The sequence below is a fragment of the Photobacterium sp. Alg240-V54 genome, assembly GCF_900537155.1.
Lineage (GTDB): Bacteria > Pseudomonadota > Gammaproteobacteria > Enterobacterales > Vibrionaceae > Photobacterium.
In genome coordinates this window covers 61153-87970 of sequence record NZ_UNRL01000007.1, presented here as the reverse complement: position 1 = coordinate 87970, position 26818 = coordinate 61153, and the positions used below count along the sequence as shown (strand labels likewise).

Annotated in this window: 23 protein-coding genes; 7 read left to right on the top strand and 16 right to left on the bottom strand. The window is 41.2% G+C overall.

Going from position 1 to position 26818, the window contains the following annotated elements:
* Positions 1-126: 126 nt before the first annotated feature.
* Entirely contained in the window at positions 127-387 is a 261-nt protein-coding gene (gene rpsT / locus G6R09_RS15685) for a 30S ribosomal protein S20 (RefSeq protein ID WP_036796485.1), read from the top strand.
* Positions 388-536: 149 nt separating this feature from the next.
* Positions 537-1166 carry a DUF502 domain-containing protein gene (locus G6R09_RS15680; protein WP_240345775.1) on the top strand — a complete coding sequence of 210 codons (630 nt, stop codon included), beginning with the start codon at positions 537-539 and terminating at the stop codon, positions 1164-1166.
* Positions 1167-1232: 66 nt separating this feature from the next.
* Here the strand turns inward: G6R09_RS15680 and nhaR are convergent, their stop codons facing one another.
* The 3 genes from nhaR to nhaA all read right to left on the bottom strand — a co-directional run bounded on the left by nhaR (position 1233) and on the right by nhaA (position 3634).
* Positions 1233-2117, bottom strand: a complete 885-nt coding sequence (nhaR, locus tag G6R09_RS15675) for a transcriptional activator NhaR (RefSeq protein ID WP_065169209.1) — start codon at positions 2115-2117, stop codon at positions 1233-1235.
* 118 nt (positions 2118-2235) lie between these two features.
* Positions 2236-2475, bottom strand: coding sequence for a hypothetical protein (locus G6R09_RS15670; RefSeq protein WP_065169144.1), 240 nt, complete (start codon positions 2473-2475; stop codon positions 2236-2238).
* A 1-nt stretch (position 2476) separates the two neighbouring features.
* The gene (gene nhaA / locus G6R09_RS15665; RefSeq protein WP_065169143.1) at positions 2477-3634 is read right to left on the bottom strand and encodes a Na+/H+ antiporter NhaA; all 1158 of its coding nucleotides are present in this window, start codon (positions 3632-3634) and stop codon (positions 2477-2479) included.
* 515 nt (positions 3635-4149) lie between these two features.
* On the opposite strand from nhaA, the gene G6R09_RS15660 reads away from it, so the two are divergent.
* On the top strand, positions 4150-5292 hold the full coding sequence (locus tag G6R09_RS15660) for a Na/Pi symporter (RefSeq protein ID WP_065169142.1): 1143 nt from the start codon (positions 4150-4152) through the stop codon (positions 5290-5292).
* Positions 5293-5464: 172 nt separating this feature from the next.
* Here G6R09_RS15660 and G6R09_RS15655 read toward each other — a convergent pair whose 3' ends face one another.
* The 4 genes from G6R09_RS15655 to rppH form a co-directional block, all read right to left on the bottom strand.
* Positions 5465-6316 carry a thymidylate synthase gene (locus G6R09_RS15655; protein WP_163923445.1) on the bottom strand — a complete coding sequence of 284 codons (852 nt, stop codon included), beginning with the start codon at positions 6314-6316 and terminating at the stop codon, positions 5465-5467.
* A 100-nt stretch (positions 6317-6416) separates the two neighbouring features.
* Positions 6417-7220, bottom strand: a complete 804-nt coding sequence (locus G6R09_RS15650) for a sulfite exporter TauE/SafE family protein (protein ID WP_163923441.1) — start codon at positions 7218-7220, stop codon at positions 6417-6419.
* Positions 7221-7256: 36 nt separating this feature from the next.
* Positions 7257-9515, bottom strand: a complete 2259-nt coding sequence (ptsP, locus tag G6R09_RS15645) for a phosphoenolpyruvate--protein phosphotransferase (protein ID WP_065169139.1) — start codon at positions 9513-9515, stop codon at positions 7257-7259.
* Positions 9516-9561: 46 nt separating this feature from the next.
* Positions 9562-10086 (bottom strand): RNA pyrophosphohydrolase, encoded by a 525-nt coding sequence (gene rppH / locus G6R09_RS15640; RefSeq protein ID WP_060997643.1) that lies wholly within the window; start codon positions 10084-10086, stop codon positions 9562-9564.
* A gap of 744 nt (positions 10087-10830) precedes the next feature.
* Between rppH and mutH the strand changes: the two genes are divergently transcribed.
* Positions 10831-11496 (top strand): DNA mismatch repair endonuclease MutH, encoded by a 666-nt coding sequence (gene mutH, locus G6R09_RS15635; protein ID WP_065169138.1) that lies wholly within the window; start codon positions 10831-10833, stop codon positions 11494-11496.
* Positions 11497-11502: 6 nt separating this feature from the next.
* Here the strand turns inward: mutH and G6R09_RS15630 are convergent, their stop codons facing one another.
* The 6 genes from G6R09_RS15630 to xerD all read right to left on the bottom strand — a co-directional run bounded on the left by G6R09_RS15630 (position 11503) and on the right by xerD (position 19525).
* The gene (locus G6R09_RS15630; protein WP_373423721.1) at positions 11503-12834 is read right to left on the bottom strand and encodes a sigma-54-dependent transcriptional regulator; all 1332 of its coding nucleotides are present in this window, start codon (positions 12832-12834) and stop codon (positions 11503-11505) included.
* 255 nt (positions 12835-13089) lie between these two features.
* The gene (gene lysS, locus G6R09_RS15625; RefSeq protein WP_065169137.1) at positions 13090-14598 is read right to left on the bottom strand and encodes a lysine--tRNA ligase; all 1509 of its coding nucleotides are present in this window, start codon (positions 14596-14598) and stop codon (positions 13090-13092) included.
* A gap of 31 nt (positions 14599-14629) precedes the next feature.
* A protein-coding gene (gene prfB / locus G6R09_RS15620; protein WP_107204539.1) for a peptide chain release factor 2 occupies positions 14630-15728 on the bottom strand; the annotation gives its coding sequence in 2 pieces (ribosomal slippage) (positions 14630-15652 and positions 15654-15728; 1098 coding nt in all).
* A gap of 168 nt (positions 15729-15896) precedes the next feature.
* Positions 15897-17621 carry a single-stranded-DNA-specific exonuclease RecJ gene (gene recJ, locus G6R09_RS15615; protein WP_163923439.1) on the bottom strand — a complete coding sequence of 575 codons (1725 nt, stop codon included), beginning with the start codon at positions 17619-17621 and terminating at the stop codon, positions 15897-15899.
* 114 nt (positions 17622-17735) lie between these two features.
* Entirely contained in the window at positions 17736-18467 is a 732-nt protein-coding gene (dsbC, locus tag G6R09_RS15610) for a bifunctional protein-disulfide isomerase/oxidoreductase DsbC (protein ID WP_065169135.1), read from the bottom strand.
* A 161-nt stretch (positions 18468-18628) separates the two neighbouring features.
* Positions 18629-19525, bottom strand: coding sequence for a site-specific tyrosine recombinase XerD (xerD, locus tag G6R09_RS15605; RefSeq protein WP_163923435.1), 897 nt, complete (start codon positions 19523-19525; stop codon positions 18629-18631).
* Positions 19526-19738: 213 nt separating this feature from the next.
* Between xerD and fldB the strand changes: the two genes are divergently transcribed.
* Positions 19739-20260: a flavodoxin FldB gene (fldB, locus tag G6R09_RS15600; protein ID WP_065169133.1), complete on the top strand. Its 522-nt coding sequence runs from the start codon at positions 19739-19741 to the stop codon at positions 20258-20260.
* An 82-nt stretch (positions 20261-20342) separates the two neighbouring features.
* On the opposite strand, the gene brnQ is transcribed toward fldB, so the two are convergent.
* A complete protein-coding gene (gene brnQ / locus G6R09_RS15595; RefSeq protein ID WP_065169132.1) occupies positions 20343-21659 on the bottom strand; it encodes a branched-chain amino acid transport system II carrier protein in 1317 nt (438 codons plus the stop codon).
* 385 nt (positions 21660-22044) lie between these two features.
* On the opposite strand from brnQ, the gene G6R09_RS15590 reads away from it, so the two are divergent.
* The gene (locus G6R09_RS15590) at positions 22045-22755 is read left to right on the top strand and encodes a tRNA1(Val) (adenine(37)-N6)-methyltransferase (protein ID WP_163923433.1); all 711 of its coding nucleotides are present in this window, start codon (positions 22045-22047) and stop codon (positions 22753-22755) included.
* Between the two features lie 195 nt (positions 22756-22950).
* Entirely contained in the window at positions 22951-24201 is a 1251-nt protein-coding gene (srmB, locus tag G6R09_RS15585; RefSeq protein WP_065169130.1) for an ATP-dependent RNA helicase SrmB, read from the top strand.
* A gap of 83 nt (positions 24202-24284) precedes the next feature.
* Here srmB and yaaA read toward each other — a convergent pair whose 3' ends face one another.
* Positions 24285-25061: a peroxide stress protein YaaA gene (gene yaaA / locus G6R09_RS15580; protein ID WP_065169129.1), complete on the bottom strand. Its 777-nt coding sequence runs from the start codon at positions 25059-25061 to the stop codon at positions 24285-24287.
* Between the two features lie 108 nt (positions 25062-25169).
* The gene (locus G6R09_RS15575; protein ID WP_065169128.1) at positions 25170-26618 is read right to left on the bottom strand and encodes a sodium:alanine symporter family protein; all 1449 of its coding nucleotides are present in this window, start codon (positions 26616-26618) and stop codon (positions 25170-25172) included.
* Between the last annotated feature and the right edge of the window lie 200 nt (positions 26619-26818).

Here is a 26818-nt window from a genome sequence, read left to right as displayed (position 1 = left end):
TAATCCGCAAGTGCCAACTAGATTGGTATGGCGGTTATTTGCACGAATCATTTGACAATGATTAAGATTAAGGGCATAGTCCTCGGCCTTAAATTGTCACCATACCAAGATTTGGGAGTTACACCCTTGGCAAATATCAAATCTGCTAAGAAACGTGCACTAACTTCAGAAAAACGTCGTCAGCATAACGCTAGCCGTCGTTCTATGATGCGCACTTTCTTCAAGAAAGTAATTATCGCTATTGAAGCTGGTAATAAAGAAGCTGCAACACAAGCTTTCGCTGAAATGCAACCTGTTATGGATCGCATGGCTACTAAAGGCCTGATCCATAAGAACAAAGCTGCACGTCACAAAGCTCGTCTAACAGCGAAAATCAAAGCTCTTTAATTTTAATTAATGAGTCTAGATTAAAAAAAACCGACCTTAGGGTCGGTTTTTTTATGTCTCTTCATTAGCCATCGTCTATAAAACTAGCACTTCAATCGTTAACCTTGCTAACTTTATAGTTGAATTTATTTCACATCTTCGAGCATAAAATGAAAAAAACGCTATTACGCGGCTTGTTCAACGTTCTGCCGCTAGTATTAAGTATTTGGTTATTCTGGTCACTTTTTGAGTCATTAGATGAAGTAGGCAGTTTTTTATTTGGTCTTGTTCACATCAATGAACTCTTTAAAGGTGCTGGTTTTTTACTCATTCTGATCTTATTGTTTGTTGCTGGACTGCTTTTTTCTGTCAGCCCTATCGCATGGCTATATGATTTTATCATTCGTCAATTAATGCGATTCCCGTTTTTTAAAACGGTTTATAGCAGCATTAATGATATTGCCTCATTAATGAGTAGCGACAATAAAAATAAAAGTCAGCAAACAGTGTTAGTCCATCAGGCCAATGATACCTATGTAGTGGGCTTTATTATGGCTAACGACACCCCAGAGCCGCTGACAAACGCATTACCTGAAGGTGACTGGGTTCCAGTACTGTTTCCACTCAGTTACCAAATAGCAGGCGTGACAACGCTGGTTAAGCGTCAAGATCTCACCATTGTTGATTGGTCGTTTGAAGATGCAATGCGTTATAACTTAACGGCCGGTATTTCAATTTCAGCCAAAGATAAAGAAGAAAAAGACCTTAAAGCGCCATTAGCAGCAGATCCGCAGAAATAGGCTAGCATTAACAACAGTAACCATTAACGCCTTGTATTCGTAAGGCGTTAATTTATAATTGGTTATTTAAAATAAATTGCTAAAATCTGCTGCGCAAATACGTTTTACTGCAGGGTGCATGATCATTCGCTCAGCAAAAATAACAAAATACTCATCACAAATATCAACCACTCGCTTCACTTCATGAACTCGACTGCTGCTGGTTAGCTCATCAGCATAAATCGATGGCGCGATAAACATCGACTTGTGGTAACAAGAAAACGCTTTCATTAGGGCTGCATCATCAAACTCGCCCAAAATATTTGGCGTGATCCCTTGCTGATCAAACCATTGATGTAATTTTCGTCCCATCGCAGAACGCCGACTGGGCACTAATAATTTATAATCTTCAATACAAGCAGGAAAATCAGCATCAGATAAGTCATCAGTACAAAAAAAACTCATCGCTGATTCACCGAGTTTTTTACTATATATGCCTGGGTTTTGGGTCGAACTCACCGGACAATCTGACAGAATCATATCTAATTTATGCTGTGACAACTGCTCTAACAACATTTCATGGGTCGATTCAAAACAACTTAATTGGATCCGTTGATCATTCGGTATACCTTCAAGCAACACTTGGCTCACTAATCGTTTTGACAACGCATCAGCTACGCCAACTTCAAACAATTGGTTATCACGTTGGGTATAATTAATACGATCAAGCATTTGATAACTGAGATCAAACATCTTATCAGCATATTTAAACACCAATTGGCCAAGCTCTGTTGGTTCAATATTACGCCCAACCCGTTTAGTTAACTTGCCTTTTAAACGCTCTTCTAATGAACGAATTTGACCCGTAACCGTTTGTGGTGTCAGGAATAATGCATCAGCAGCTTTGGTTACTGAACCTTGTTTGCAGACCATCCAAAAATAATAAAGATGGTTATAATTTAAGTGAGACATTGCCGCTATTTTAAATAAAAAAACCCAGCGGCAAAGCTTACGCTGTGCCACTGGGCTGTTCAATGTTTGACGCTATAAATTATAGTAAAATCAAACCAAGATCGTATTTGAGTCGTAATTAACGCTGCAGTCGCTCTAAATTGCGTACTCGCTCGCCACCACGTTGTTCTAACGCACGTTGACGGAACGAACTTTCACTCACAGTCGATGTTTTGACTGCGGTCGCTTTAGCATCATGGATCCCTTGTAAGTATGCTTGGCATAACTCAGAACGATCGTCATTAGTACACTGCTGATAATTCGCAGCAACACTCGATAATGAAAATAAACACGCAATAACAACTAGCAACGTTTTCATATTACACCTCTGATTTAGGTAGTGTTTTACTCAACATTATGTAACCAACAACAGCTGCAACAGTAGAACCTAATAAGATTCCAAGTCGTGAATAAGTCGCAAAGCTCTCACCCGCACCAACAAACGCCAATGATGAGATGAAAATCGACATCGTAAATCCGATACCACACAGGATTGATACTGCAAAAATATGCTTGAAGTTAATCCCATCAGGTAATTTTGCCACACCCGTCTTAACCGCAATAAAACATGCAGTAAATATGCCGACTGGCTTACCAATAAACAAACCGGCTGCAATCCCCATCGGTAACATTGCAGATAGACTCGCCAGTGATACACCGGTAAGTGATATACCTGCGTTTGCAAATGCAAATAATGGCAAGATTAAGAAAGCAACATACGGGTGTAATGCATGTTCAATGGTTTTAAGCGGTGAATGGGTATCTGCACGACCATCTTTACCTGCTAATGGCACTGCGAAACCTAATACCACACCAGCCAAGGTTGCATGAACGCCTGATTGCAGTACGCTGAACCATAAAATAGCACCAACAATTAAGTATAATGGAATACTGGTGATGTTCTTTAAGTTCATAATAACCAGCGTCGCTGTCGCAATAAATGCTACGGTTAGCGCGATAGTCGATATATCAGAACTATAGAATAAAGCGATAATAACAATCACACCTAAGTCATCAATAATAGCCAGCGCTAATAAGAAAACTTTTAAGCTCACCGGGACGCGATTACCCAGTAATGCCATTACACCCAGTGCAAATGCAATATCCGTTGCCGCTGGAATAGCCCAGCCTTTCACTGCCATCGGATCGCCGTAATTAAAGGCGGTATAAATTAATGCTGGCGCAATCATGCCGCCGACAGCGGCTATCGCTGGAAAGATTGCCTTTTCCTTAGTATTAAGCGCGCCCTCAATTAGCTCGCGTTTAACTTCTAATCCAATTAAGAAAAAGAAAATTGCCATTAAACCGTCATTGATCCAATGCGCTACTGATAATCCTGCAATGTAGCTATGCAAAGTGTCATTATATATCGATGCCAATGGCGAGTTAGCAATAACCATTGCAATTAGCGCAGCGATAATAAGAATAATACCGCCAGCTGATTCTAATTTAAGAAACTTACGAATAGCATCGGTCATCGACCGTCACTCCTTTAACTATATTATCCACGCGATCCAAGCTGCTCTAACTATAAGGTTAGCTAAATACTTGGTCATCTCAATTAAATTTAGTGTAAACGTCATTCTCATAATCTGAAAAATCGTTTGTATAGATATAAATACTCGGTAAAACCGAAAGGTTGTAGTTATAGAGCTACTATATCCGCACTGTTAATAAACAACGATTCATTAGTTTTATGCTGAAAATAAAATAAATAGCAAAATTTTACTTTAAATAACGATTCCAGCATGATTTTTACATCTAATAATTCATTTCATTAAAAAACAATTAGAAACAATCTACTAGAGAGTATTATTGCAACATGACATTGTGAAATTTAATCGGTTGCGCTCTCACTTTGCTGACAAAACGCGAACAAATATTCATTTATGACACTCAGTGTAATATTTCTGAAATATAACCAAACTACTATTCACGCAGATTTCAACAAAATGACACCTAAACGACATATTCCTGTCATGGAGAAATGATTATGACTACCCAAGCCACTACTGCTGCATCTAAGTTCAGCTCTATGCGTTGGGTCCGCTGGGCCAACCTGGCGTTCATGCTATATTTGTTACTCGTTGCTGTTTCTATGGTCAGCGGCGGTTTTAAATGGTCTGTCGGCGAGCAAGCAAAAACATTATTTGAATTTGCCTCTCACCCAGTAGCAGGCTTAATGATTGGTCTAATTGCGACTGCACTTATTCAATCATCAAGTACTGTAACCTCTATTATCGTTGGTCTTGTGGCAGGTGGTTTACCGGTCGAAACCGCTATTCCAATGGTTATGGGTGCCAATATCGGTACTACATTAACCAATACACTAGTTAGTTTAGGTCACGCACGTTGTAAAGAAGAATTCCGTCGCGCATTCGCAAGTGCGACTGTACATGATTTCTTTAACTTATTAGCCGTTGCCATTTTCCTTCCATTGGAAATGATGTTTGGTATTCTTGATAAGTTATCAGGTTGGTTAGTATCGCCGTTCTTAAAAGCGGGTGATATGAGCATGGACGGCATGGATTTCATGAAGCCGATAACGCAACCAGCAGTAGATTTAGTAAAAGGCCCACTAGAAGCCTTTGGTCACAACGGTGGTTTTGGTCTAATCATTCTAGGTATTACACTGATTTTCGTTTCGATTACGCTAATGGGTCGCTTAATGCGAGGCTTAATGGTGGGTCGTGCTCGCGATATTCTTAAGAGCGCAATCGGTCGTGGTCCATTACATGGTATTGCTTCAGGCACTGCGGTAACCGTGCTAGTACAGTCATCATCAACAACAACCAGTTTGATGGTACCACTAGTAGGTACTGGTGTATTAACTGTCCGTGAAGTGTACCCATTTACTCTGGGCGCAAACATCGGTACCTGTATCACTGCACTACTAGCAGCGACAGCAGTATCAGGTGAGCACGCAGTATTTGCACTACAGATTGCACTGGTACACTTATGCTTTAACGTGCTAGCTACAGTATTAATTTTCGGTGTACCGTTCTTACGTGAAATTCCGCTTAAGTGTGCTTTCTTCCTCAGCGACTTAGCAACCAAGAACAAAGCAGCAGTTGCAGGTTACCTAGGCTTAGTCTTCATTGCTATTCCAGGTTCAATCTTAGCGTTTACAGCTTAATCGTTACGTTAACTAAATAAAAGCACTGTTAAATAAAAAGCCCCACACAAGCAATTGTGCGGGGCTTTTTGTTATTCTAATAATTGACGCTGATAACCTGTCTAATAAGTATCGGAGTTAATTAATGGCATCAATATAATTTCCATTAAACTGCACCATTTTTAATTTAACACTATACCGAGAATGGGTACTGAATCGGCGCATGGTGTTGATAACCCACCACCTCAAAATCATCCAACGTTACCCAGGTTTCTAAATCTTCTAGTGAGGTAATTTTAGGGTTGATAATCAATTGTGGTGATGCAAATGGCGTGCGAGTTAACTGTTCATCACGCATTAACGGTAATTGATCTTCATAAATATGAGCATTAATAATTTTATGATAAGCCTGACCCGGTTTATGGCCAGTAATTTGTGCCATTAACGCCAGTAATGTAAACACTTGAACTTGATTAAAATTAAGCCCTAACGGTACGTCACAAGAACGCTGAGCACTGGTCAAGTACAGCGTATCACCTAATAATGAAAAGGTATGGGTGTGCATGCATGGGCGTAAGCAGCCCATATCAAACTCACCTGGATTATAAAACGTTAAAATTTCGCCACGATCATCAATTCCTTTGGTTAGATCATCAACAATCTTCTTTAATTGATCGATAACCGTACCATCTGCCTTTTGCCAACGACGGCCTTGAACACCATAAACGCGCCCCATATCATCCTCACCTTTACGGTAGGGATTGTCGAGCCATGCTTGGTTATCATTAGCATTGGCATTCCATGTGTTACAACCAATAGCACGAAATTGAGCAGCATTATCATAGCCACGTAAATAACCTAATAACTCAGCAATTGCCGCTTTCCAAAAGCTTTTACGAGTAGTGATCAATGGAAATTGGTTATTAGCAACATCATAGCTTAAATCAGCATTGATAACCGTTAGACAACGTTTCCCTGTACGCTCATTCTCAATCCATACACCATCATCAACAATTCGCTGACACAACGCTAAGTACTGTTTCATTGTCCTACCCGTTAAATTAATGACGCCCAGCAAAAGCTAGGCGTCTAAAGTCGTTACTTTTAATTCTATCAGAAGATAGCGAGCTTAAAGCTAGTCAATATCAACTCATGAACATTTTAATACTGATAATAAGCAGTAATATCGCAAATAGCTTTTTAAGCGTTGCTGTTGGTAAACGCGTCACCAATGCCGCACCATAACGAGTGGTAATCATTGAGGTCGCAGCAATCCCTACTAATGCCGGTAAATACACATACCCTAGGCTATATGCCGGTAAATCAGCACTCCCTACTCCCGCAAAAATAAAGCCTATCATGCCTGATATTGCAATAAGAAAACCAACTAACGATGCCGAGCCAATCGCACGGCGCATTTCAATCCCAAAATAGCTCAGATATGGCACCGTTAATGAACCACCACCAATGCCGGCTAAACTTGATAATAAGCCGATAACACAACCACCAGCAGCCGATGCTAATGCACTTGGTAATGATCGAGCACGAGTGACACGTAGCGATAGCAACATTTGTAAAGCAAGCAGCAGCACAATCACTGCAAACACTTTGGGTAAATATTGTGCAGGCACTAATTCTGCCACCACGCTACCACCTAATCCGCCAATGATGATCCCCGGAGCAAGCACTTTAACCACTGAGAAATCAACATTTCCCAATCTAAAATGATTGCGCGCAGAAGCCATTGAGGTCATGACAATACTGGCTAATGATGTCGCTAATGCAATGTGCATTAGCATCGCAGGTTCAATGCCAGCTTGTGGTAACAACCATACCAAAGCGGGCACGACCAATAAACCGCCACCTATTCCCAATAATCCTGCTAATACCCCCACTACTGCACCTAAAATTAAGCACATAGAGAAAAGCCATATTACGCTTTCATGCATAATAACTACCCATAACCTTAACCGAAGAGGTCGCCATTATTTATTACCTGCTCGAATAAATCCACCTAACTGGTGCTGCTCAATAAATGCTGTCGTTAATTGACGCACATCATCAGCAATATCAACCTGCAATGCCTGAGTCGTCAACGCAGTCATATCGCTACTCTTGATATGGCGTAAAATATATTTAATTTTAGCGACATTACGTGCATTCATACTCAACGAACGATAGCCCATTCCAACCAGTAATAATGCGCCAACAGGATCGCCTGCTAATTCACCACAAACACACACCGGTAATTGATATTTTTCAGCACTATCAACAATATGCTTTAGCGCATGTAACACCGCAGGATGCAGAGCATCATAAACACTGGCGACTCGCGCATTATTACGATCAACCGCCAATAAATATTGGGTTAAATCATTACTACCAACAGAGAGAAAATCGACTCGCCCAACCAACGCATGGAGTTGATATAACATTGATGGCACTTCGATCATAATGCCAATGCGAGGCTTATGCAGTTGTTGCCCTGCCGCTAATGCTGTTTGAGCAACATCCGCATACGCCCGTTCAATAATCGCTTTAGCGTCATCAAGTTCATTAATACTTGAAATCATCGGCAGTAAAATATCCATGTTGTTCAAACCAATGCTAGCGCGTAGCATGGCTCGTACTTGGATCATAAATATTTCAGGATGATCGAGCGTAAATCGAATTCCACGCCAGCCTAGAAAAGGGTTATCTTCTTCAATTGATAGATAAGGTAGTGGTTTATCTCCGCCAATATCAAGCGTACGCATCACAACCGGCTGATGTGGGTAAGTGTGCAAAATAGTGCGGTACTGATTAATTTGTTCTTCTTCAGAGGGAAAACTACGTTGCAGTAAAAACGGCACTTCGGTGCGGTAAAGTCCTACGCCATCAATACCTTTATTGATAGCAAGATGCGAGTCGGCACTTAAGCCTGCATTAATATGAACCATGATCCGTTGCTGATCTTTAGTTACTGCCAGTTGTTGCTGGTCACCTTCAACAATTTTTTCAAGTTCATCATCTTCACGCAATAAGCGTCGATATTCAGCCAACACATGTCGATTTGGATTGACTAAAAAATCACCACGATAGCCATCAACTACCACCACATTGTTGTGCACTGTATGTGGGGTAAAATCGACCCCCATAATGGCAGGAATACCTAATGCGCGAGATAAAATAGCGGCATGTGAGTTGGCGGCACCGTCTTGAGCAACCACAGCAGCCAGTTTACCCGCAGGTACTGTCGCTAACATTGCAGCGGTTAACTCTCGCGTCAGTAGTACAATTGGTTCATCCCATTGCTGTTCATTAGGCTCGTCATCACATAAAAAATACAATAACCGCTGCCCTAATTCACGAATATCACGCGCTCGCTCTTTAAGGTATTGATCTTTCATATTGGCAAAACGATTAGAATACGCTTCAACCACTTGCCGCACAGCCCATTCCGCTTGATCACCACTATCTATACGAGTTTTAAGATCTTGGCGTAGCAATGGATCATTGAGTAAATGACTAAAGAGATCAAAAATAGCGAGGGTTTCTTTTTGCAAGTCACTATCAAACCGCTTCCGTAAACGGCGAAATTCTTTTGCTGCCGCATCAATCGCAATCGTTAATCGGTCTTGTTCGGCATGAATATTTAAACATGACGCTGGCGCAACATGCTCTAATAATGGCTGAGTATCATCCCACCATGCTTTTGCCACCGCAACGCCACTGGATGCTGCTGAGCCAGTTAAATGGAGCCGATTACCTTGTTCAAACCACATTCCTTGTGCTTTCGCATGGGCTAAAATACCCGCTAATTGCGCGGCAAGTGTGACTAAAAACGATTCTTCACTTTCGTTAAATTCTCGCTGCTGACGCTGTTGAACTACGATAACACCAAGGACTTGGCGCTGATGTATGATAGGTGTACCAAAAAAGGATCGAAAAGATTCCTCTCCGATCCCTGGTAAATGTTTAAAACGAGGATGTAAACGCGCATCTGCAACATTTAATGGCTCTGCTCGTTGGCCCACTAATCCTACAAGCCCTTGATCAAAGCGCAAACTAATACGCCGTCGAGATTTATTTAACCCCTGTGTTGCCATCAAGGTATAAACCTGACGCTGATGATCGGCAATGTACACCGAACAACAATCGGTCTTCATTGCTAACGTCGTGTTTGAGACTAATTGATCCAATGCATCAATCAATGTATGGGCGCTAACAACCTTGTCAACAATATCTCTTAGCTGTGTCAGCATAGTGAGCCTTTAAATTGTTCCCTGTGAGCCAATAACCTCTATTTTGCTAATTACGCTTACTCTTGGTGCGTTTAAATTTACGTTCTTTCCATTCTTTAAATGGCATTGCGACAGCAGCAAACTCTTTCAATGCACGACGGTAGACATCACGCTTAAAAGACACCACTTGTCTTACTGGGTACCAATAGCTTACCCAACGCCAGCCATCAAACTCTGGTGTAGCACCACGCTGCATATTAACCTTGGACTCATCGCATTCTAAACTCAGCAAAAACCACTTTTGCTTTTGACCGATACAAACAGGTTTTGAATCCCACCGCACAAGACGTTTAGGCAATTTATAACGTAACCAATGACGGCTTGACGCAATAATCCTGACATCTTTTTTGGTTAACCCTACTTCTTCATACAATTCACGATACATGGCCTGTTCAGGGGTTTCACCTTCATCAATACCACCTTGCGGAAACTGCCAAGAATGTTGTCCATATCGTCGAGCCCAAAATACCTGGCCATGGCCATTGCAGATAACGATCCCTACATTAGGGCGGTATCCATCGCCATCAATCACTGGACGACCTCAAGTATAAATATCTATTAATAGTGATTTTTTCATAGTAGACGTGATCGGTAAACAAACATTCATTAATATCGATCAGTTTTCCTCGCTTTAAACCATATTTGGGATAACTTTGCATAATGACCACTTTACCAACAGCTAAGTGAGACATACCCCACATTTATTCACTCTTTCTGTGGATAGATTTGTGCAGAAACCTAAAAAAAGCATATTTAAGTGATTATAAAAAATTTTACAACCCCCAATAAAAAGCCAATTAAAAACAAAATTATCATTTAAAATCATAGTTATAACTACAGGCAAAATTCATAATAAATAAAAATAAAGTTAACTTTCACATCACTAAAAATAGATCGGTTAAAGATCAACCAATAATAGCGTTATCCACAAAATATGGCTTTTAGCAATGAACAAGATCGAATCATAACGAATATTATTCCAACACAATACTGTATAAAAACTCAGTTAAACTAAAAAAAAATATTTTTCATAAAAAAGCTGTGGATATCTTTTTATTTTGATCTTAGCGCTAAATAACTGCCACAAGTTACGCATCAGCAGACATTTCAGCACTATTATTTCATTTCTATAACTTAAATGATCAATGGTAACCATTTATTGCGGATAACGATCATCGTAGATCTTCACCTACAACCACCGCTGATATGATAGTATTATCAGCCAATACTGTCTTCACTATTGGTCCTATCACAATATCTTATGAGCCAACAACCCATGCAACCTACACCAAAAACAGAAGCCGAATTACTTTATCGCGCCCAGCAATTGGCAGGCATGACGCTAGGTGAATTAGCAGCGCTCGCTGGCATGATTCCGCCGCCAAACCTTAAGCGCGATAAAGGCTGGGTTGGACAACTTTTAGAATGGCATTTAGGTGCAACGGCAGGTAGTAAGCCTGTACCTGACTTTATTGAACTTGGCATTGAACTCAAAACAATTCCGATCAGTTATCAAGGCAAGCCATTAGAAACGACCTTTGTCTGTGTTGCACCGTTAATTGGCGTACAAGGTCTGCAGTGGCAAAGTAGTCATATAAGGCAAAAACTGGCACGCGTATTATGGGTTCCCGTTGAAGGAGAGCGTGATATTCCACTTGAAGATCGTCATGTTGGATCGGCACTATTATGGAGCCCAAGTGCAGAAGAAGAACAACAATTACGGCAAGATTGGGAAGAGTTGATGGATCTGATTGTATTAGGCCAAGTAGAATCAATCACCGCTCGTCATGGTGAAGTGCTACAATTACGCCCAAAAGCGGCCAATAGTAAAGCACTCACCGAAGCCTATGGCGCTAATGGCCAACCGATTAAAACCCTACCCCGTGGCTTTTACTTAAAAAAACAATTTACTGCACAATTATTGCAACGACACTTTATTTAGCCCGCTTTACGCATGCCCTTGACGAAAGCAACGTGGTGGTGGAATAAGCTCATGTTTATTTAACAGTCGATACATCGTCGCTCTTGATACCCCGAGCTCTCGTGCCGCGGCAGAAATTTGACCTTTATTATTTTCTAATACGGTTAATAATGCATTACGTTCAGATTCTTCGCGCACTTTTTTCAAGCTTAATTTATCATCGACTAAACGTGGAATATCTAATTGTTCCGCTTCAATAGATTTATTTTCTGCGAGTAATACCGCACGCTTAATTTGGCAAATAAGCTCCTGCACATTACCTGGCCACGGGTATTGTAATAGCATTGCTTGTGCTTGTTCCGATAAAGATTTAGCGACACTATTATACTGGCGCGCGTATTTTAATAATAAAAATTCGGCTAAAACAACAATGTCGTTACCGCGTTCACGTAATGTCGGCACCGTTAATGACACCACATTTAAACGAAAATATAATTCACGCCGTAATGTCGTTAAAGTCACTAAATGCTCAAGTGAATGTTTGGTAATAGAAATAACACGAATATCAACGCTAATCGCCTCACCCGCTTGATTATAGTAATACCCTTCAGCCAAGACTTGATATAACACCTGCTGGCAGGCATCGGTTAACTCGGTAAACTCTTCAAGTACCAACACACCATTATTTGCAGCTTCAAATACCGATTCAGTCCCGCTGGCGGTTTCAAGCAGCCAATCTGCGGTCATGGTTTCACAATTAATCCGGATTACCTGTTGTTTAGCACGCGCTGATGCTTGAAAAATAGCGTCTGCGACTAATATCTTACCAGTACCAATTTCACCACTGATGACGACAGGCACATCGCTTAATGCTATCCGTTTAACTTGATCACGTAGTTTTTTCATTACGGCCGTCGAGCCTTGCAGCCCTTGCTGACCAAAATTGCCTAATTGTGGCCATACTTGACGTTCCAGATTAAGCATACCAATCTGGTGACCAATGGTTTGTTGTAAGCGCTCAGGAGGAATAGGAACAGAAAAATAATCGAGACAAAAATTGACGATAAATTGGCCAATAGCTTCATTGTTCAATTGATCATCGCGCACAATCGCAATCCAACGCACTTGTTTATTACGATTAACCATCGCTGAAAAACTATGAATGCTAAAATCATCATGGCTAAGATCAACCACGCCAATGCAAGGACCAATTTCTAACAGTAATGTTTCTGCGGTACGCAAATCATAACAACGGTGACATAGCCAGCCCGCGGTTTCCATTGCAGGTAACCAATTTTGATTATTGCCACCAAAAACAACCAAGGTATTAGAAATAACCGCTTTTGCTTTTTTTACCATTCCAATTGTCATTTATCCCTCCTTGAATAAAGCAATTATCTTATATTTAACTTAACAATTATCTCATTAATGATACACGATCAAGTGCAACTTGTTTACTATAATATGATTAAGCGAATATAAAATCATGATGTCGGTTATATTGTGGCCTCAATAATTGCTATTTGTCACTTTTTTGACTCCTTTTAACAAAAAAGCCAAAAAAAAGCCAAAAAAAACCACCGCATTAAGCGATGGCTTTTTATAACAATTCAATTAGTTATTTGATTGTGGGCGCATTGCCGGGAACAAAATAACGTCACGAATAGTATGAGTGTTAGTAAATAGCATTACTAAACGGTCAATACCAATACCTTGACCTGCAGTGGGTGGCAAACCATGCTCTAGCGCGGTAATGTAGTCTGCGTCATAGTACATTGCTTCATCATCACCCGCATCTTTCGCGTTAACCTGTGCTTTAAAGCGTTGGTCTTGGTCTTGAGCATCGTTAAGCTCAGAGAAACCATTCGCCACTTCACGGCCACCGATGAAGAATTCAAAACGGTCAGTAATGAATGGGTTTTCATCGTTACGACGAGCAAGTGGAGAAATATCAGCAGGGTACTCTGTAATGAACGTCGGTTGCATTAGTTGAGGCTCAGCCGTTTCACCAAAGATTTCTTCAAGTAATTGACCACATGTCCAGAAGCTTTCTACATCCACATGAACAGATTTTGCGATCTTAACCATTAGCTCACGATCAGCAACGCCTTCGTAAGTTAATGCTTGGATTTCTGCGTGATCTGGGTTGTATTGCTTAATTGCATCCAACATGCTCATACGAGTATAAGGACCTGCAAATTCAACTTCGAACTCACCGTATGGCATTTTAGAAGAGCCTAATACATCAATTGCGATGCTGCTTAGCATTTCTTCAGTGATATCCATCAGATCATTGTAATCTGCGTACGCCATGTAGAATTCCATCATCGTGAATTCTGGATTATGACGAGGAGATAGACCTTCGTTACGGAAGTTACGGTTGATTTCAAATACACGCTCAAAACCACCAACCACTAGACGCTTAAGATAAAGCTCAGGTGCAACACGTAGGTACATGTCGATATCTAGTGCATTATGGTGAGTGATAAATGGACGTGCAGTTGCACCGCCAGGGATCACGTGCATCATTGGCGTTTCAACTTCCATGAAGCCTTTGGTCACCATGAAGCTACGAATAGCTGAAACAACTTTTGAACGGATCACAAATGCACGACGAGAATCATCATTTACAATCAGATCAACATAACGCTGACGGTAACGCATCTCTTGGTCAGTTAGACCATGGAATTTTTCAGGTAATGGACGTAGTGCTTTAGTTAGCAACTCGTAGTTATCCATCTCAACGTAAAGATCACCTTTACCTGATTTTTGCAGTACCCCTTTAACACCGATAATATCACCGATATCTAGACCAGAATATTTCGCTTTTAGCTCTTTCTGAACATCTTTAGATGCATAAGCCTGAATACGACCAGACACATCTTGAATCGCTAGGAAAGGACCACGCTTAGCCATAACACGACCAGCGATTGCAAATACATGACCCGCTTGTTCAAGCTCTTCCTTGGTCATCTCACCGTATTTTGCTTGTAGATCAGCCGCTAAGCTATCACGACGGAAATCGTTTGGGTGGCCATTTGCTTTGCAGTTTTCGCGAATCATATCCAGTTTCGCGCGACGCTCAGCAATCAGTTTATTCTCATCTTGTACTTGGTCAGTCATGGGGAACCCTTAAAATTTTACTGAAATTCGGTTACAGACCTGATTTCAAGCTTGCTTCAATAAAACGGTCTAAATCACCGTCTAGTACTGCTTGGGTGTTTCTGTTTTCCACCCCAGTACGTAAATCTTTAATGCGAGAGTCATCCAATACATAAGAACGGATTTGACTACCCCAACCAATGTCTGATTTAGTATCTTCACTGGCTTGTTTTTCAGCATTTTGCTTTTGCATTTCATATTCAAACAATTTTGCTTTTAACTGCTTCATTGCTTGATCTTTATTCTTATGCTGAGAGCGATCGTTCTGACACTGCACCACAATATTGGTTGGCACGTGCGTAATACGTACTGCTGATTCAGTGGTGTTTACGTGTTGACCACCCGCACCCGATGCGCGGTATACGTCGATACGTAAATCAGAAGGATTGATATCAATAACAATATTGTCATCAATTTCTGGATACACAAACGCTGAAGCAAACGAAGTATGGCGACGGCCGCCTGAATCAAACGGTGATTTACGCACTAAACGGTGCACACCGGTTTCAGTACGTAGCCAACCATAAGCGTACTCACCGCTGATACGAACCGTAACAGATTTCAGACCAGCAACATCACCATCAGAGATTTCAATGATTTCGGTTTTAAAACCTTTAGCATCAGCCCAACGCAAGTACATGCGCAGCATCATTGAGGTCCAATCTTGTGCTTCAGTACCACCCGAGCCTGCTTGAAGATCAAGATAGCAATCAGAACTATCGTGATCGCCAGCAAACATACGACGAAATTCTAACTTAGCTAACTTAGCTTCAAGCTCAGCTAACTCAGGTTCAATCTCATCAAAGGTTTCTTGATCGTCTTCTTCAACGGCTAACTCAAGTAGGCCTTCAACGTCTTCAACGCCTTGGTCTAATTGGTCAATAGTTTCAACTACTGCTTCCAAGGCTGCACGTTCTTTACCTAACGCTTGAGCGCGCTCAGGTTCATTCCATACATCTGGTTGCTCTAGTTCTGCATTTACCTCTTCTAGACGCTCTTGTTTCGCATCATAGTCAAAGGTACCCCCTAAGGATGTCAGTACGTGCTGACACATCCTCAAGTCGGTTTTTAATAGGATTAATTTCGAACATCGCCACGCTTCATTACCGAAATAGATATAACCGCAAGATTCTATCGAATTGTAGATAGAATATACAGAGGGAGAGAAAGGTTATCAGAAAATTAATCAAAATATGGTGACAATCTAGGCTGTAAACACCAAGATCCCCACCACTCAGGGTTTCATTACCAGGTTGATATTATTTCGCCGCTAAATGTTCAACCATCAATTGCACACTGCGGTTACCACGAAATTCATTCACATCGAGGCGATAAACTAATTCAATTTGCTGCACTGACGCATCAGGCCACAGCTTAAGATCGACGTTAAATGCAATCGCATCAATGACGCTACCACCCGCTAACGGCTCAACCATCATTTTTAGATGTTTACCCGCCACCAGCTTTTGGTGCAGGAGTCTAAACGTACCGTCAAAGGTTGGCTCTGGAAATTGCTGTCCCCACGGCCCGCCCGCACGCAGAATTTCAGCAGTCTCAAGTGTCAATTCATACGGCTGTAATTCGCCATCACTAAGCAGAACACCTTGGAGTGCATCTTCATCTAACACTTTACGTACCGCAGCATCAAACGCAGTACTAAAAGCATCAAGTTGCGCTTCATTAAGCGTCAAGCCCGCCGCCATCGCGTGACCACCAAATTTTAAAATCATGCCCGGATGTTGAGTATCAACTACATCAAGTACGTCTCGCATATGCAGTCCCGCAATAGAGCGACAAGATCCTTTGATTTCACCGTTGCCTGCATCAGCAAATGCAATCACTGGACGATGATATTTATCTTTGATCCGCGAGGCTAAAATACCGATCACGCCTTGATGCCAATCACGTTGAAACAGCACTAAACCATAAGGCATATCCTGCTGATTAAACTGTAACCGTTCACAAATAGCGAGACCTTCTTCTTTCATTCCCTGTTCGATTTCTTTACGGGTTTGATTAAGCGCATCAAGCTCTGACGCCATACGACGCGCTGCTTGAATGTTGTCACACAATAATAACTCAACCCCGAATGACATATCATCTAAGCGCCCTGCGGCATTAATGCGAGGGCCTAAAGCAAATCCAAGATCACTTGCCACTAAACGGGCAGGATCACGATTAGCCACTTCGATTAATGCTTGAATGCCAGGACGACATTTACCGGCGCGAATACGTTGCAACCCTTGATGAACGAGAATGCGGTTATTGCCATCTAAAGCCACCACATCAGCAACCGTGCCCAATGCCACTAAATCCAGCAATTCAGCTAGATTAGGCACAGCTAGCGCTTGTTGTTCAAACCAGCCGTTATTACGCAATTCAGCTCGCAAAGCCAACATCAAATAAAATGCCACCCCAACGCCGCATAATGCTTTTGATGGAAAGCCACATTGATTGAGGTTAGGGTTCACCATCGCATCAGCTGCAGGTAAACAATCACCAGGCAAGTGATGATCAGTTACCAGCACTTGTACTCCTTGTGCTTTTGCTGCTGCAACACCGCTAATCGAAGAAACGCCGTTATCAACCGTCATGATCAATTCAGCCCCACGTTCAATGGCTTGTTGCGCTACATCAGGGCTTAAACCATAACCATCATCAAATCGATTCGGTACTAAATAATCTACATTTCGACAGCCTAGCATTTTTAACGCTAAGACAGATAATGCTGAGCTAGTGGCGCCATCAGCATCAAAATCACCGACAATAATAATACGGGTATTATTGGCCAATGCCGTCACTAATAATTTAACAGCATCAGCCATGCCATAAAGTTGGTTATAGTTAAGTAATCCTTTAGCACCGCGTTCCAATTCCGCTTCATTGCTAATACCACGGCTGGCATAAATACGCTGCAAAATAGCAGGAATTGCACTGGAGAAGCCTTGAGGATCGGCAACAGGACGACGCTTGATTTCTATCATAATAACGGCTTCTTTAAGGGAATGATTATCTTTTCATCTTAACCAAATCACCACTAACAAAAAAGCCTGATATCACTATCAGGCTTTATATTCAATGGCGCAATGATTTATCAATTAGTTAGCTTTTGCTTTGCTATCCAATAACTGTAGTAATGCTGCTGGCGGTTGGTAGCCAGGGATCATCGTGCCATCTTCTAGCACGATTGCAGGCGTTCCATTAACACCCATTGCAACACCTAATTGATATTGCTGCATCACTAAATCAGGACGTGGGGTGATCTTTGATTCATCAAAAGAGCCATTTTTCGCATCATGCATCGCTTTAGCACGATCTTTTGCGCCCCAAATTGCACTCATTTGGTTGAAGTTACTTGAACGCTCACCACCGCGTGGGAAAGCAAGGTAACGTACTGTAATACCGGCATCGTTATAACCTTGCATTTCATTATGCAATTTACGGCAATAACCACAGCTGGTATCAGTAAACACAGTTACCACATATTTTTCATTTTTAGCCGGATAAACGATCATGTCTTTATCCATGTCCGCCAATTTAGCTTTATTTAACTGTGCCATTTTTTGCTCAGTTAAATTAATCGGCTCAACACCGGTATTTTGGTATAAATGGCCCGCTAAAAAATATTGTCCGTCATCAGAGGCATACACTACACCACGTTCAGTCACAACTTCATTAACACCCGCCATCGGTGAGGCTGTAATTGAGCTTGGCGTTAAACCAATATTTGAAAGTTGTTTAGTGATAGCTGCGACATCAGGTTTTGCAACCGCAGAAAAAGCAGTCAGTGCAACAGCCGTAGCCAGCACGGTGCGACGAATAAAATGCATCTTGTTATTCCCTTTTAAAGTGATGACGATCTCGATATAACAACAGACCGAGATCACAACTATATAGTTTCAATTACACTACTATTTTTATATCCGCAGCATAAATGAAGTATCCCTAAATACAAATATTATCGCTAGTTTTATCTAACAACATCTCATAATTATGCACGCGGATGGTGGCTTTGATGCAATTGTTTCAATCTTTCCGTCGCAACATGGGTATAAATTTGAGTCGTTGATAGATCACTATGACCAAGCAACATTTGTACCACTCGTAAATCTGCGCCGTAATTAAGTAAGTGAGTCGCAAAGGCATGCCGCATCACATGGGGCGATAAAGTATCAGCATCAATACCCGCCAAGACAGCGTAATATTTTATTCGATGCCAAAACGTTTGACGTGTCATTTGCCTTGCACGTCGGCTAGGAAATAACACGTCTGAACTTTTTTCACCTAATAATAGCGGTCGACCACTGTCAATAAATTGCTCAATCCAATCAACCGCATTTTCACCCATAGGTACTAACCGTTCTTTATCCCCTTTACCTGTCACCCGCACAACGCCTTGACGTAAGCTGACTTTATCCATGGTTAAGGTCACTAATTCTGTCACACGTAGTCCGGTGGCATATAATAATTCCAACATTGCTTTATCACGCAATTGCAGCGGATCATTAACATCTGGCGCTTCTAATAATGCATCAACTTGTGCTTCGGTAAGATCTTTAGGCAGCCGTTGCGGCAATTTAGGCGTCACCAGCATCGCACTAGGATCATCGACGCGCACTTTTTCACGGTATAAGTATTGAAATAAACGTCGAATAGCTGACACCATACGAGCACGCGAGGTTTGCTTATAATTTTGATCAAATAGCCATAATTGATAACGTTGTAAATCATCAATCGAAGCCTCTGAAAGCACAATATTTTGCTGCTGCATCCATTGCTGTAACTTTTTTAAATCATTGCGATAAGAAGCAAGAGTATTTTCAGATAACCCTCGCTCCATCCACATCGCATCGAGAAAGCGTTCAATAATAACATCGTCGGTTACCATTTTTACCTCACCATAAGCTGTGTCGTAAGACGGTTTAAATACATGGATAAAAACACAGTAATTAGCGCATGATAGGATATTTATTCTAAAAAGTAACCTCGTTCTCTGTTTATTAATCTTAAACTTATCGCTTTCAATGCCAACCGAGTCTTGAGCTCAATCAACAATAACGAGTACACTTTAATCTACCAATAAGCACACAAGGTACACGACATGAAAATTGGCTTGTTTTATGGCTCAACCACCTGCTATACCGAAATGGCAGCAGAAAAAATTCGTGATTGCCTCGGGGCTGAAATCATTGAATTACACAATATTAAGCACACGCCAGTAGCAGAAATGAACCAATATGACATGTTGATTTTAGGCATTTCAACCTGGGACTTTGGTGAAATCCAAGAAGATTGGGAAGCGGTGTGGCAACAACTTGATGGTTTACAATTACAACAAAAAACGGTGGCGCTATTTGGTCTTGGCGATCAGGAAGGTTATACCGAGTGGTTTTTAGATGCGATGGGCATGTTGCACGATCAGCTATGTTCCACTGGAGTGCAATTTATCGGTTATTGGCCCAATGATGACAGCTACCAATTTCAAGCATCAAAAGCGTTAACTGCAGATCAACAATTTTTTGTCGGTTTAGCGTTAGATGAAGATAGCCAATATGAATTAAGTGATACCCGCATTGAGCAATGGTGTGAACAAATCATGCTGGAATACGCCCAACTGCCATAAGAGCTTAACCGCCATAAACGACATCATATAGAAAAGGGATGCCAATGTGGCATCCCTTTTTTGTTTAGCAATAACGGTGTTATTACACAGCAACAGTATCGCTATGATTATTGTTATTCTTAGCACCGACAAAGCGGGTTATCACCAGTGCAATCAAGGTTGGTAATACCCAGCCCATACCGTAATTAAACAACGGTAAGCTACTGAACATTGATACATCAAACTGCAAGTACTTCGCCACATCAATCATACTAAAGATAAAAGAAACTAACAGCACCGCACGATAAGCTAAACGTGGATTCGGTAACCATTTACGCACTAAGGTTAATGCTACCAATGCAATCGCGACAGGATACAAGGCAAATAATACTGGTATCGATAATGAAATCAGCATATTTAAACCAACATTTGCCACCACTGCACACACGATAGCTAATAGTACTGCCCACTTTTTATAAGATAGTGGTGTTAGTGTACTAAAATAATCAGCACACGCACTAATTAGGCCAATCGCAGTAGTTAAACATGCTAGCAGTACAATGCTTGATAAAATAATCTGTCCCGTTGGGCCAAATAACGCCATCACATAAGTCGTTAAAATAGCACCGCCATTACCAACACCAGCTGCAATACTTGCACTGGTTGCGCCAAGGTAAAACAATGACACATACACAAACGCTAAACCTGCAGCAGCAATTAAGCCTGCATAGATAAGATAAGTACAAGTGGTCTTGTCATCGGTCACACCTTTACTACGAATAACATCAACAATCAACATACCAAACATCAGTGCTGCAAAGGTATCCATGGTGTTGTAGCCTTCAAGGAAACCTTTGGTAAACGGTTGAGAGACATATTCACCTTGCGCTGCAATGATGCTGCCTTGCGGATTCATGAACACAGCAATCGCAAGTACCGTCAATACCACAAATAAAGCTGGTGTTAAAAACTTACCGATCATGTCGATCAATTTACCGCGAGACCAAGCAAAAAACAGTGCTACAGCAAAAAAGAGGATAGAAAAAATAGTTAAGCTGGTTTGACTAGCATCTGTAATAAACGGTTTAACAGCCATCTCATAGGCAACAAGACCGGTACGAGGTGCTGCGAACGCAGGGCCAATAATGATAAAAATCAATACCGCCATTAAGGTTGCTACTTTTGAGGGTAAATCACGGGTTAACCCACTCCAACCACCACCAGCAATGGCTACTGCGATAATACCAATTAAAGGTAAGCCAACCGCGGTAACTAAAAAGCCTGACATTGCAGGTAACATATTCTCACCTGCTAGCTGTCCTGCCAACGGTGGAAAAATGATGTTGCCCGCACCTAAAAAGAACGCAAAGGTCATAAAGCCTAGCGCGATAATATCTGTTACTTTGAGTGTTTTTTTCAAACTGCACCTTCCACTCGCTAATGGGTTATATATTGTGTCTGCATTTTTTATAATAAGTAGCACCTAATATATATCGCTATAATTATTGTGCCTGATAGCATAATGACCAAAAAGATTAACCTTAGCAATAGACTAGCTAAAAACACCACATAATCCAGTTACCGAGCCAACAAACTGAAACTAACAACCATTTTTTAATTTAAAAACAGAATTAAAAGCCAATTTAAGTCATAAAAACCATACTTACAAAAAAGAAGTAACAACTAATTAACAATAAATGAACAGTTTATTATCAAGTGTGCGTTTTTGATTATATCGCCACCGCTTTATATGCTTTTGCATGTTTTATAAACCTAACAGTAATACTATCACCCAAGGATCCATCATGAGTCGCAGCTTTAGCTTTAAACAATTTACAATCAATGATCACGGCTGCGGCATGCCGATCAGTACCGATGGCGTATTATTAGGCGCGTGGGCAAGGTTACCGCAGCATGGGCATATTGTTGATATTGGTACCGGCAGTGGCTTATTAGCATTAATGGCGGCACAGCGTACATCTGCGGCAGTGATCACTGCGATTGAATTAGATGTCGCAGCCATAACCGCCGCAACCGCGAACTTTGCAGCATCACCGTGGTCATCTCGCTTACAATGCATTGACAGTGACATTAATCATTGGTGCCAAGCTATTGCTGCAGAATCGATTGATAGTATTATTTGTAATCCACCTTATTTTAATACGGGTCAGCAGGCACAACGACAACACCGCGCTACTGCACGCCATACCGATACCCTTAGCCATCAACAGCTGTTAGCGACTATTCGTCATTTATTAACCACAGATGGCTGTGCCAGTCTGATTCTACCAACTTATGAAGGCCAGCAACTGCTTACTCAAGCAGCGGCATACGGTTTATACTGCCAACGCCGTTGTGATGTTCGTTCGACACCACACAAACCGTTTATGCGCACATTGATTGAATTAACAAAAAATAGTGCCATTACTGAACAACACCAGCTTTGCATTCATACTGAAAACAGCTATTCATCTGATTTTATTGCACTTACTAAAGATTTTTACTTAAAAATGTAATCGCTAGTGGCATAAAACATAATCTTATAATGGTGAATATTGATCATTAACTGAAGTTTTTATGTTTTAATCGGTGTTACTTACGCCAAGAGTGGCTATAATGCCGCCCCTTAATATAAATACCCATGTTCTGGTTACGCTTTAAAAGCACAGTAACGAGAACATATTTAGCATTTGTCTTGGGAGAGATAACTGGTGAAAGACTTTTCCGAATTAGAGTTAGATAGCGAGCTATTACGAGCGATTGACGAGATCGGCTATAGCCGCCCAACCGTAGTTCAAGCGCAGGCTATCCCTCATGCCCTTGACGGTAAAGATGTGATGGCTTCTGCACCAACAGGGACCGGAAAAACAGCCGCGTTTTTACTGCCAATGATTCAGCACTTGCAAGATTTCCCACGCAAAAAGCCGGGGCCTGCACGTGTACTGATCTTAACCCCGACTCGTGAATTAGCGATTCAAGTTACTGAGCATGCGCGTGCGCTGGCTAAATACACTAACTTAAAAATATTTACCATTACTGGTGGTATCTCTTACGATGAGCATGCTGAGCTACTTGGCAAAACGCAAGATATCGTTGTAGCAACACCAGGTCGTTTAATGGAATACATTGAGTCAGAGAAATTTGATTGCCGCGCAATTGAATGTCTGATTCTTGATGAAGCTGACCGTATGTTGGATATGGGCTTTGGTAAAATTGTTGAGCGCATCAACCATGAATGTCGCTGGCGTCGTCAAAGCTTATTATTCTCGGCAACTTTAGAAGGTAAAGGTGTACGTGAGTTCTCAGAAACAATTCTGAATGAACCACTTGAAGTCAATGCTGATCCTTCTCGCCGTGAGCGTAAGAAGATCCACCAGATGTACCTTCGCTGTGACAACATGGAGCACAAACTCGCTCTATTAGAAAACATCATTAAAGATCAAGCTGAACGCACCATCATCTTTGTCAAAACACGCGAACGCCTAGCTATCCTTCGCAGTCAATTAGACGCAATGGGTATCCCTTGTAACTGGATTCAAGGTGAAATGGCACAAGCTGCACGTACGAATATGATCACCCGTTTCCGTGATGGTGTAGTGAACGTATTAATTGCGACAGACGTTGCTGCTCGTGGTATCGATTTACCCGATGTTAGCCATGTAATTAACTTTGATTTACCACGTACAGCTGAAGTGTATGTACACCGTATTGGTCGTACCGCACGTGCGGGTAAGAAAGGCACTGCTATCGCCTTAGTTGAAGCGCATGACCAAGGAATGATCGAGCGTATTAGTCGCTACATGAAAGAAGAAATTCAAGAACGCTTTATTCATGGCTTGCGTCCACAGACCAAAAAACCAAGCACTGCCAAGAAGAAGAAAAAAGTAACTAAAAAAGTAAAAGAAGCGAAAGCGAAAAAGAAAATCAAACAAGCGGCTAAAAAAAGCCAAGATAAGTCGTAATTTTTCTTTTACAACACAGATAAAATAACAAGGCCAACGCTAATACGTTGGCCTTTTTTTGTTCTTAAAACACGATAGCAGTGTTAGTTTTGCTGTTCGCGCTTAAACACCAATTCCTTCGCGGTTGATTCCGCTGCGACGAAATAATAACCTGCGCTATCAAATTTCTTTAATGCTTCAATTGAGGTAATTTGATTATCAATAATATAGCGCGCCATCATGCCTCGAGCTTTTTTAGCATAAAAACTGATCACTTTATAAGTACCGTTTTTACAATCTTTAAAAATCGGCGTGATAAGTTGAGCATTTAACTTTTTCGGCTTTACCGCTTTAAAATATTCATTAGATGCAAGGTTGATCAGAATATCATCGCCCTGTTCTGCTAATGCTAGATTCAATTTATCAGTAATAATATCGCCCCAGAACTGATACAGATTAGTACCACGAGGGTTAGTCAATTTGGTCCCCATCTCTAAGCGATAAGGTTGCATCAAATCTAGTGGACGTAGTAAACCATATAAACCAGACAACATGCGTAAATGCTGCTGAGCATAAGCAAACTGAGCTTCAGTCATGGTTTCTGCGGCTAATCCTGTATAGACATCACCTTTAAATGCCAAAATAGCCTGTCGTGCATTATCCACCGTAAACTGTGGCTGCCATTCAGCAAAACGGGCTGCATTTAGTCCAGCAATTTTATCACTGACCTTCATTAAGCTTGCAATATCCATTGGCGTAAGTTCACGGCAGACATCAATCAATTCAGCAGAATGATCCGTAAGCTCTGGTAAGGTAAATGTTGATATTGCCAATGGCGATTCATAATCTAACGTTTTGGCTGGTGATACCACGATTAACATAAGGCTTTTTCCTTTAAAGTCTGACCTAATTAGACTACCACCATCACATTAAAAAACCACCTTCAACCATGATGGTTATTACTATTTAATTAATAGGTATAACAACAATTAGCCTATTGTTGACCTCGATGATGAACTCGGCTGATCCCATACACCATCTTCAAGTTGCCCCTGTAGTTCAGGGTAGTCTTGGCGATGAAATGTTGGCACTTTTCCAAGTGATAACTGCTTATTATAATCTTGGGCTAACTTAACCACCGTGCCAGAAAGCAATACTATCGCAGCCAAGTTTATCATTGCCATCATTCCCATAGAAATATCAGCCATCGCCCATACTGTTGGCAAATCAGCCAGCGCACCAAACATCACCATACATAGCACTACTATTCGAAAGGCATTCAGCCCCACTTTATGATTACGTTCTAAAAAAATCAGGTTGGTTTCAGCATAAGAATAATTAGCTATTAATGATGTAAAGGAGAAAAAGAAAATCGCAATCGCAATAAAAATACCGCCCCAATCACCGACTTGTGAACTCACCGCTTGTTGGGTTAATTCAATCCCAGTAATACTACTATACGGTTCATATTCACCAGACATTAAAATAATTGCCACGGTTGCAGAGCAAATGACAATGGTGTCCATAAACACCCCCAGCATTTGCACATAACCTTGTGAAGCGGGATGAGGGGGGTAAGGCGTTGCAGATGCAGCAGCATTGGGTGCCGATCCCATGCCAGCTTCATTTGAAAACAAACCGCGTTTAAGGCCATTAATCATACCTTGAGCAATGGTATACCCTAATGCGCCAGAAGCTGCTTCTTCAAATCCAAATGCGCTTCGAAAAATAAGCATGAATATATGTGGCAGTTGCTCGATATTACTCAGCATAATAAACAATGCTAATCCGAGGTAACACAACGCCATTGTCGGTACTAAAACCTCAGCGGTACGTGCGATCGCTCGCATGCCGCCAAAAATAACCACCCCGGTTAATAAAACCAATCCTAAACCAACATATTGTGGCTGCCATCCAAACGCAACCTCAGTAGCTTGAGAAATTGAATTAGCTTGTACCGCATTAAAAACTAGCCCAAAAGCAATGATAAGAAAGATAGAAAACATCACTCCCATCCAACGCATTCCCAAGCCTCGCTCCATATAATAGGCAGGCCCACCACGATAATTACCATCATCATCACGGGTTTTATACAGTTGTGCTAATGTGCTTTCTGCAAAAGCGGTTGCCATGCCTAACATAGCAATTAACCACATCCAAAAAATAGATCCTGGGCCGCCAAGTGTTAACGCAACCGCCACCCCTGCCATATTGCCCGTGCCAACTCTTGCTGCGAGACTGGTACATAAGGCTTGAAAAGAAGAAATACCTGCCGAATCCGATTTACGGCTATTTTTCATTACCGCAAACATATGCTTAAAATGGCGGAATTGAATAAAATTAAGCCGATAAGTAAAATAAATGCCAATACCAATTAGCAAATATATCAATATCGAGCCCCACAACAAATCATTGATAAAGTTAATTTGACTGTTCACATTGATGCCTTCACTGATCGATAAAGAATGATATAAAGCCCTAACTTGCACTGTTATCTGTCGCGAACAAGAACACTAATCACCTCAATAAGAATACGTTATAAGCATCAGTTATTATTTGTAAATAATTTAAGCTATAACTTTACTATTAAAGTATAAGACCTTTATTAAAATAAAAATAATCTCATTCTCGTTATTTT

What these genes read in the sequence shown, in the direction of transcription:
- G6R09_RS15650 (WP_163923441.1), bottom strand. Translation starts at nt 7,220, where the DNA reads ATGCATGAAAGCGTAATATGGCTTTTCTCTATGTGCTTAATTTTAGGT.
- ptsP (WP_065169139.1), bottom strand. Translation starts at nt 9,515, where the DNA reads ATGCTGACACAGCTAAGAGATATTGTTGACAAGGTTGTTAGCGCCCAT.
- xerD (WP_163923435.1), bottom strand. Translation starts at nt 19,525, where the DNA reads ATGGTAACCGACGATGTTATTATTGAACGCTTTCTCGATGCGATGTGG.
- G6R09_RS15670 (WP_065169144.1), bottom strand. Translation starts at nt 2,475, where the DNA reads ATGAAAACGTTGCTAGTTGTTATTGCGTGTTTATTTTCATTATCGAGT.
- recJ (WP_163923439.1), bottom strand. Translation starts at nt 17,621, where the DNA reads ATGATAGAAATCAAGCGTCGTCCTGTTGCCGATCCTCAAGGCTTCTCC.
- G6R09_RS15660 (WP_065169142.1), top strand. Translation starts at nt 4,150, where the DNA reads ATGACTACCCAAGCCACTACTGCTGCATCTAAGTTCAGCTCTATGCGT.
- yaaA (WP_065169129.1), bottom strand. Translation starts at nt 25,061, where the DNA reads ATGTTAATCGTGGTATCACCAGCCAAAACGTTAGATTATGAATCGCCA.
- lysS (WP_065169137.1), bottom strand. Translation starts at nt 14,598, where the DNA reads ATGACTGACCAAGTACAAGATGAGAATAAACTGATTGCTGAGCGTCGC.
- mutH (WP_065169138.1), top strand. Translation starts at nt 10,831, where the DNA reads ATGCAACCTACACCAAAAACAGAAGCCGAATTACTTTATCGCGCCCAG.
- dsbC (WP_065169135.1), bottom strand. Translation starts at nt 18,467, where the DNA reads ATGCATTTTATTCGTCGCACCGTGCTGGCTACGGCTGTTGCACTGACT.
- G6R09_RS15630 (WP_373423721.1), bottom strand. Translation starts at nt 12,834, where the DNA reads ATGGTAAAAAAAGCAAAAGCGGTTATTTCTAATACCTTGGTTGTTTTT.
- nhaR (WP_065169209.1), bottom strand. Translation starts at nt 2,117, where the DNA reads ATGTCTCACTTAAATTATAACCATCTTTATTATTTTTGGATGGTCTGC.
- G6R09_RS15590 (WP_163923433.1), top strand. Translation starts at nt 22,045, where the DNA reads ATGAGTCGCAGCTTTAGCTTTAAACAATTTACAATCAATGATCACGGC.
- G6R09_RS15655 (WP_163923445.1), bottom strand. Translation starts at nt 6,316, where the DNA reads ATGAAACAGTACTTAGCGTTGTGTCAGCGAATTGTTGATGATGGTGTA.
- G6R09_RS15680 (WP_240345775.1), top strand. Translation starts at nt 537, where the DNA reads ATGAAAAAAACGCTATTACGCGGCTTGTTCAACGTTCTGCCGCTAGTA.
- nhaA (WP_065169143.1), bottom strand. Translation starts at nt 3,634, where the DNA reads ATGACCGATGCTATTCGTAAGTTTCTTAAATTAGAATCAGCTGGCGGT.
- fldB (WP_065169133.1), top strand. Translation starts at nt 19,739, where the DNA reads ATGAAAATTGGCTTGTTTTATGGCTCAACCACCTGCTATACCGAAATG.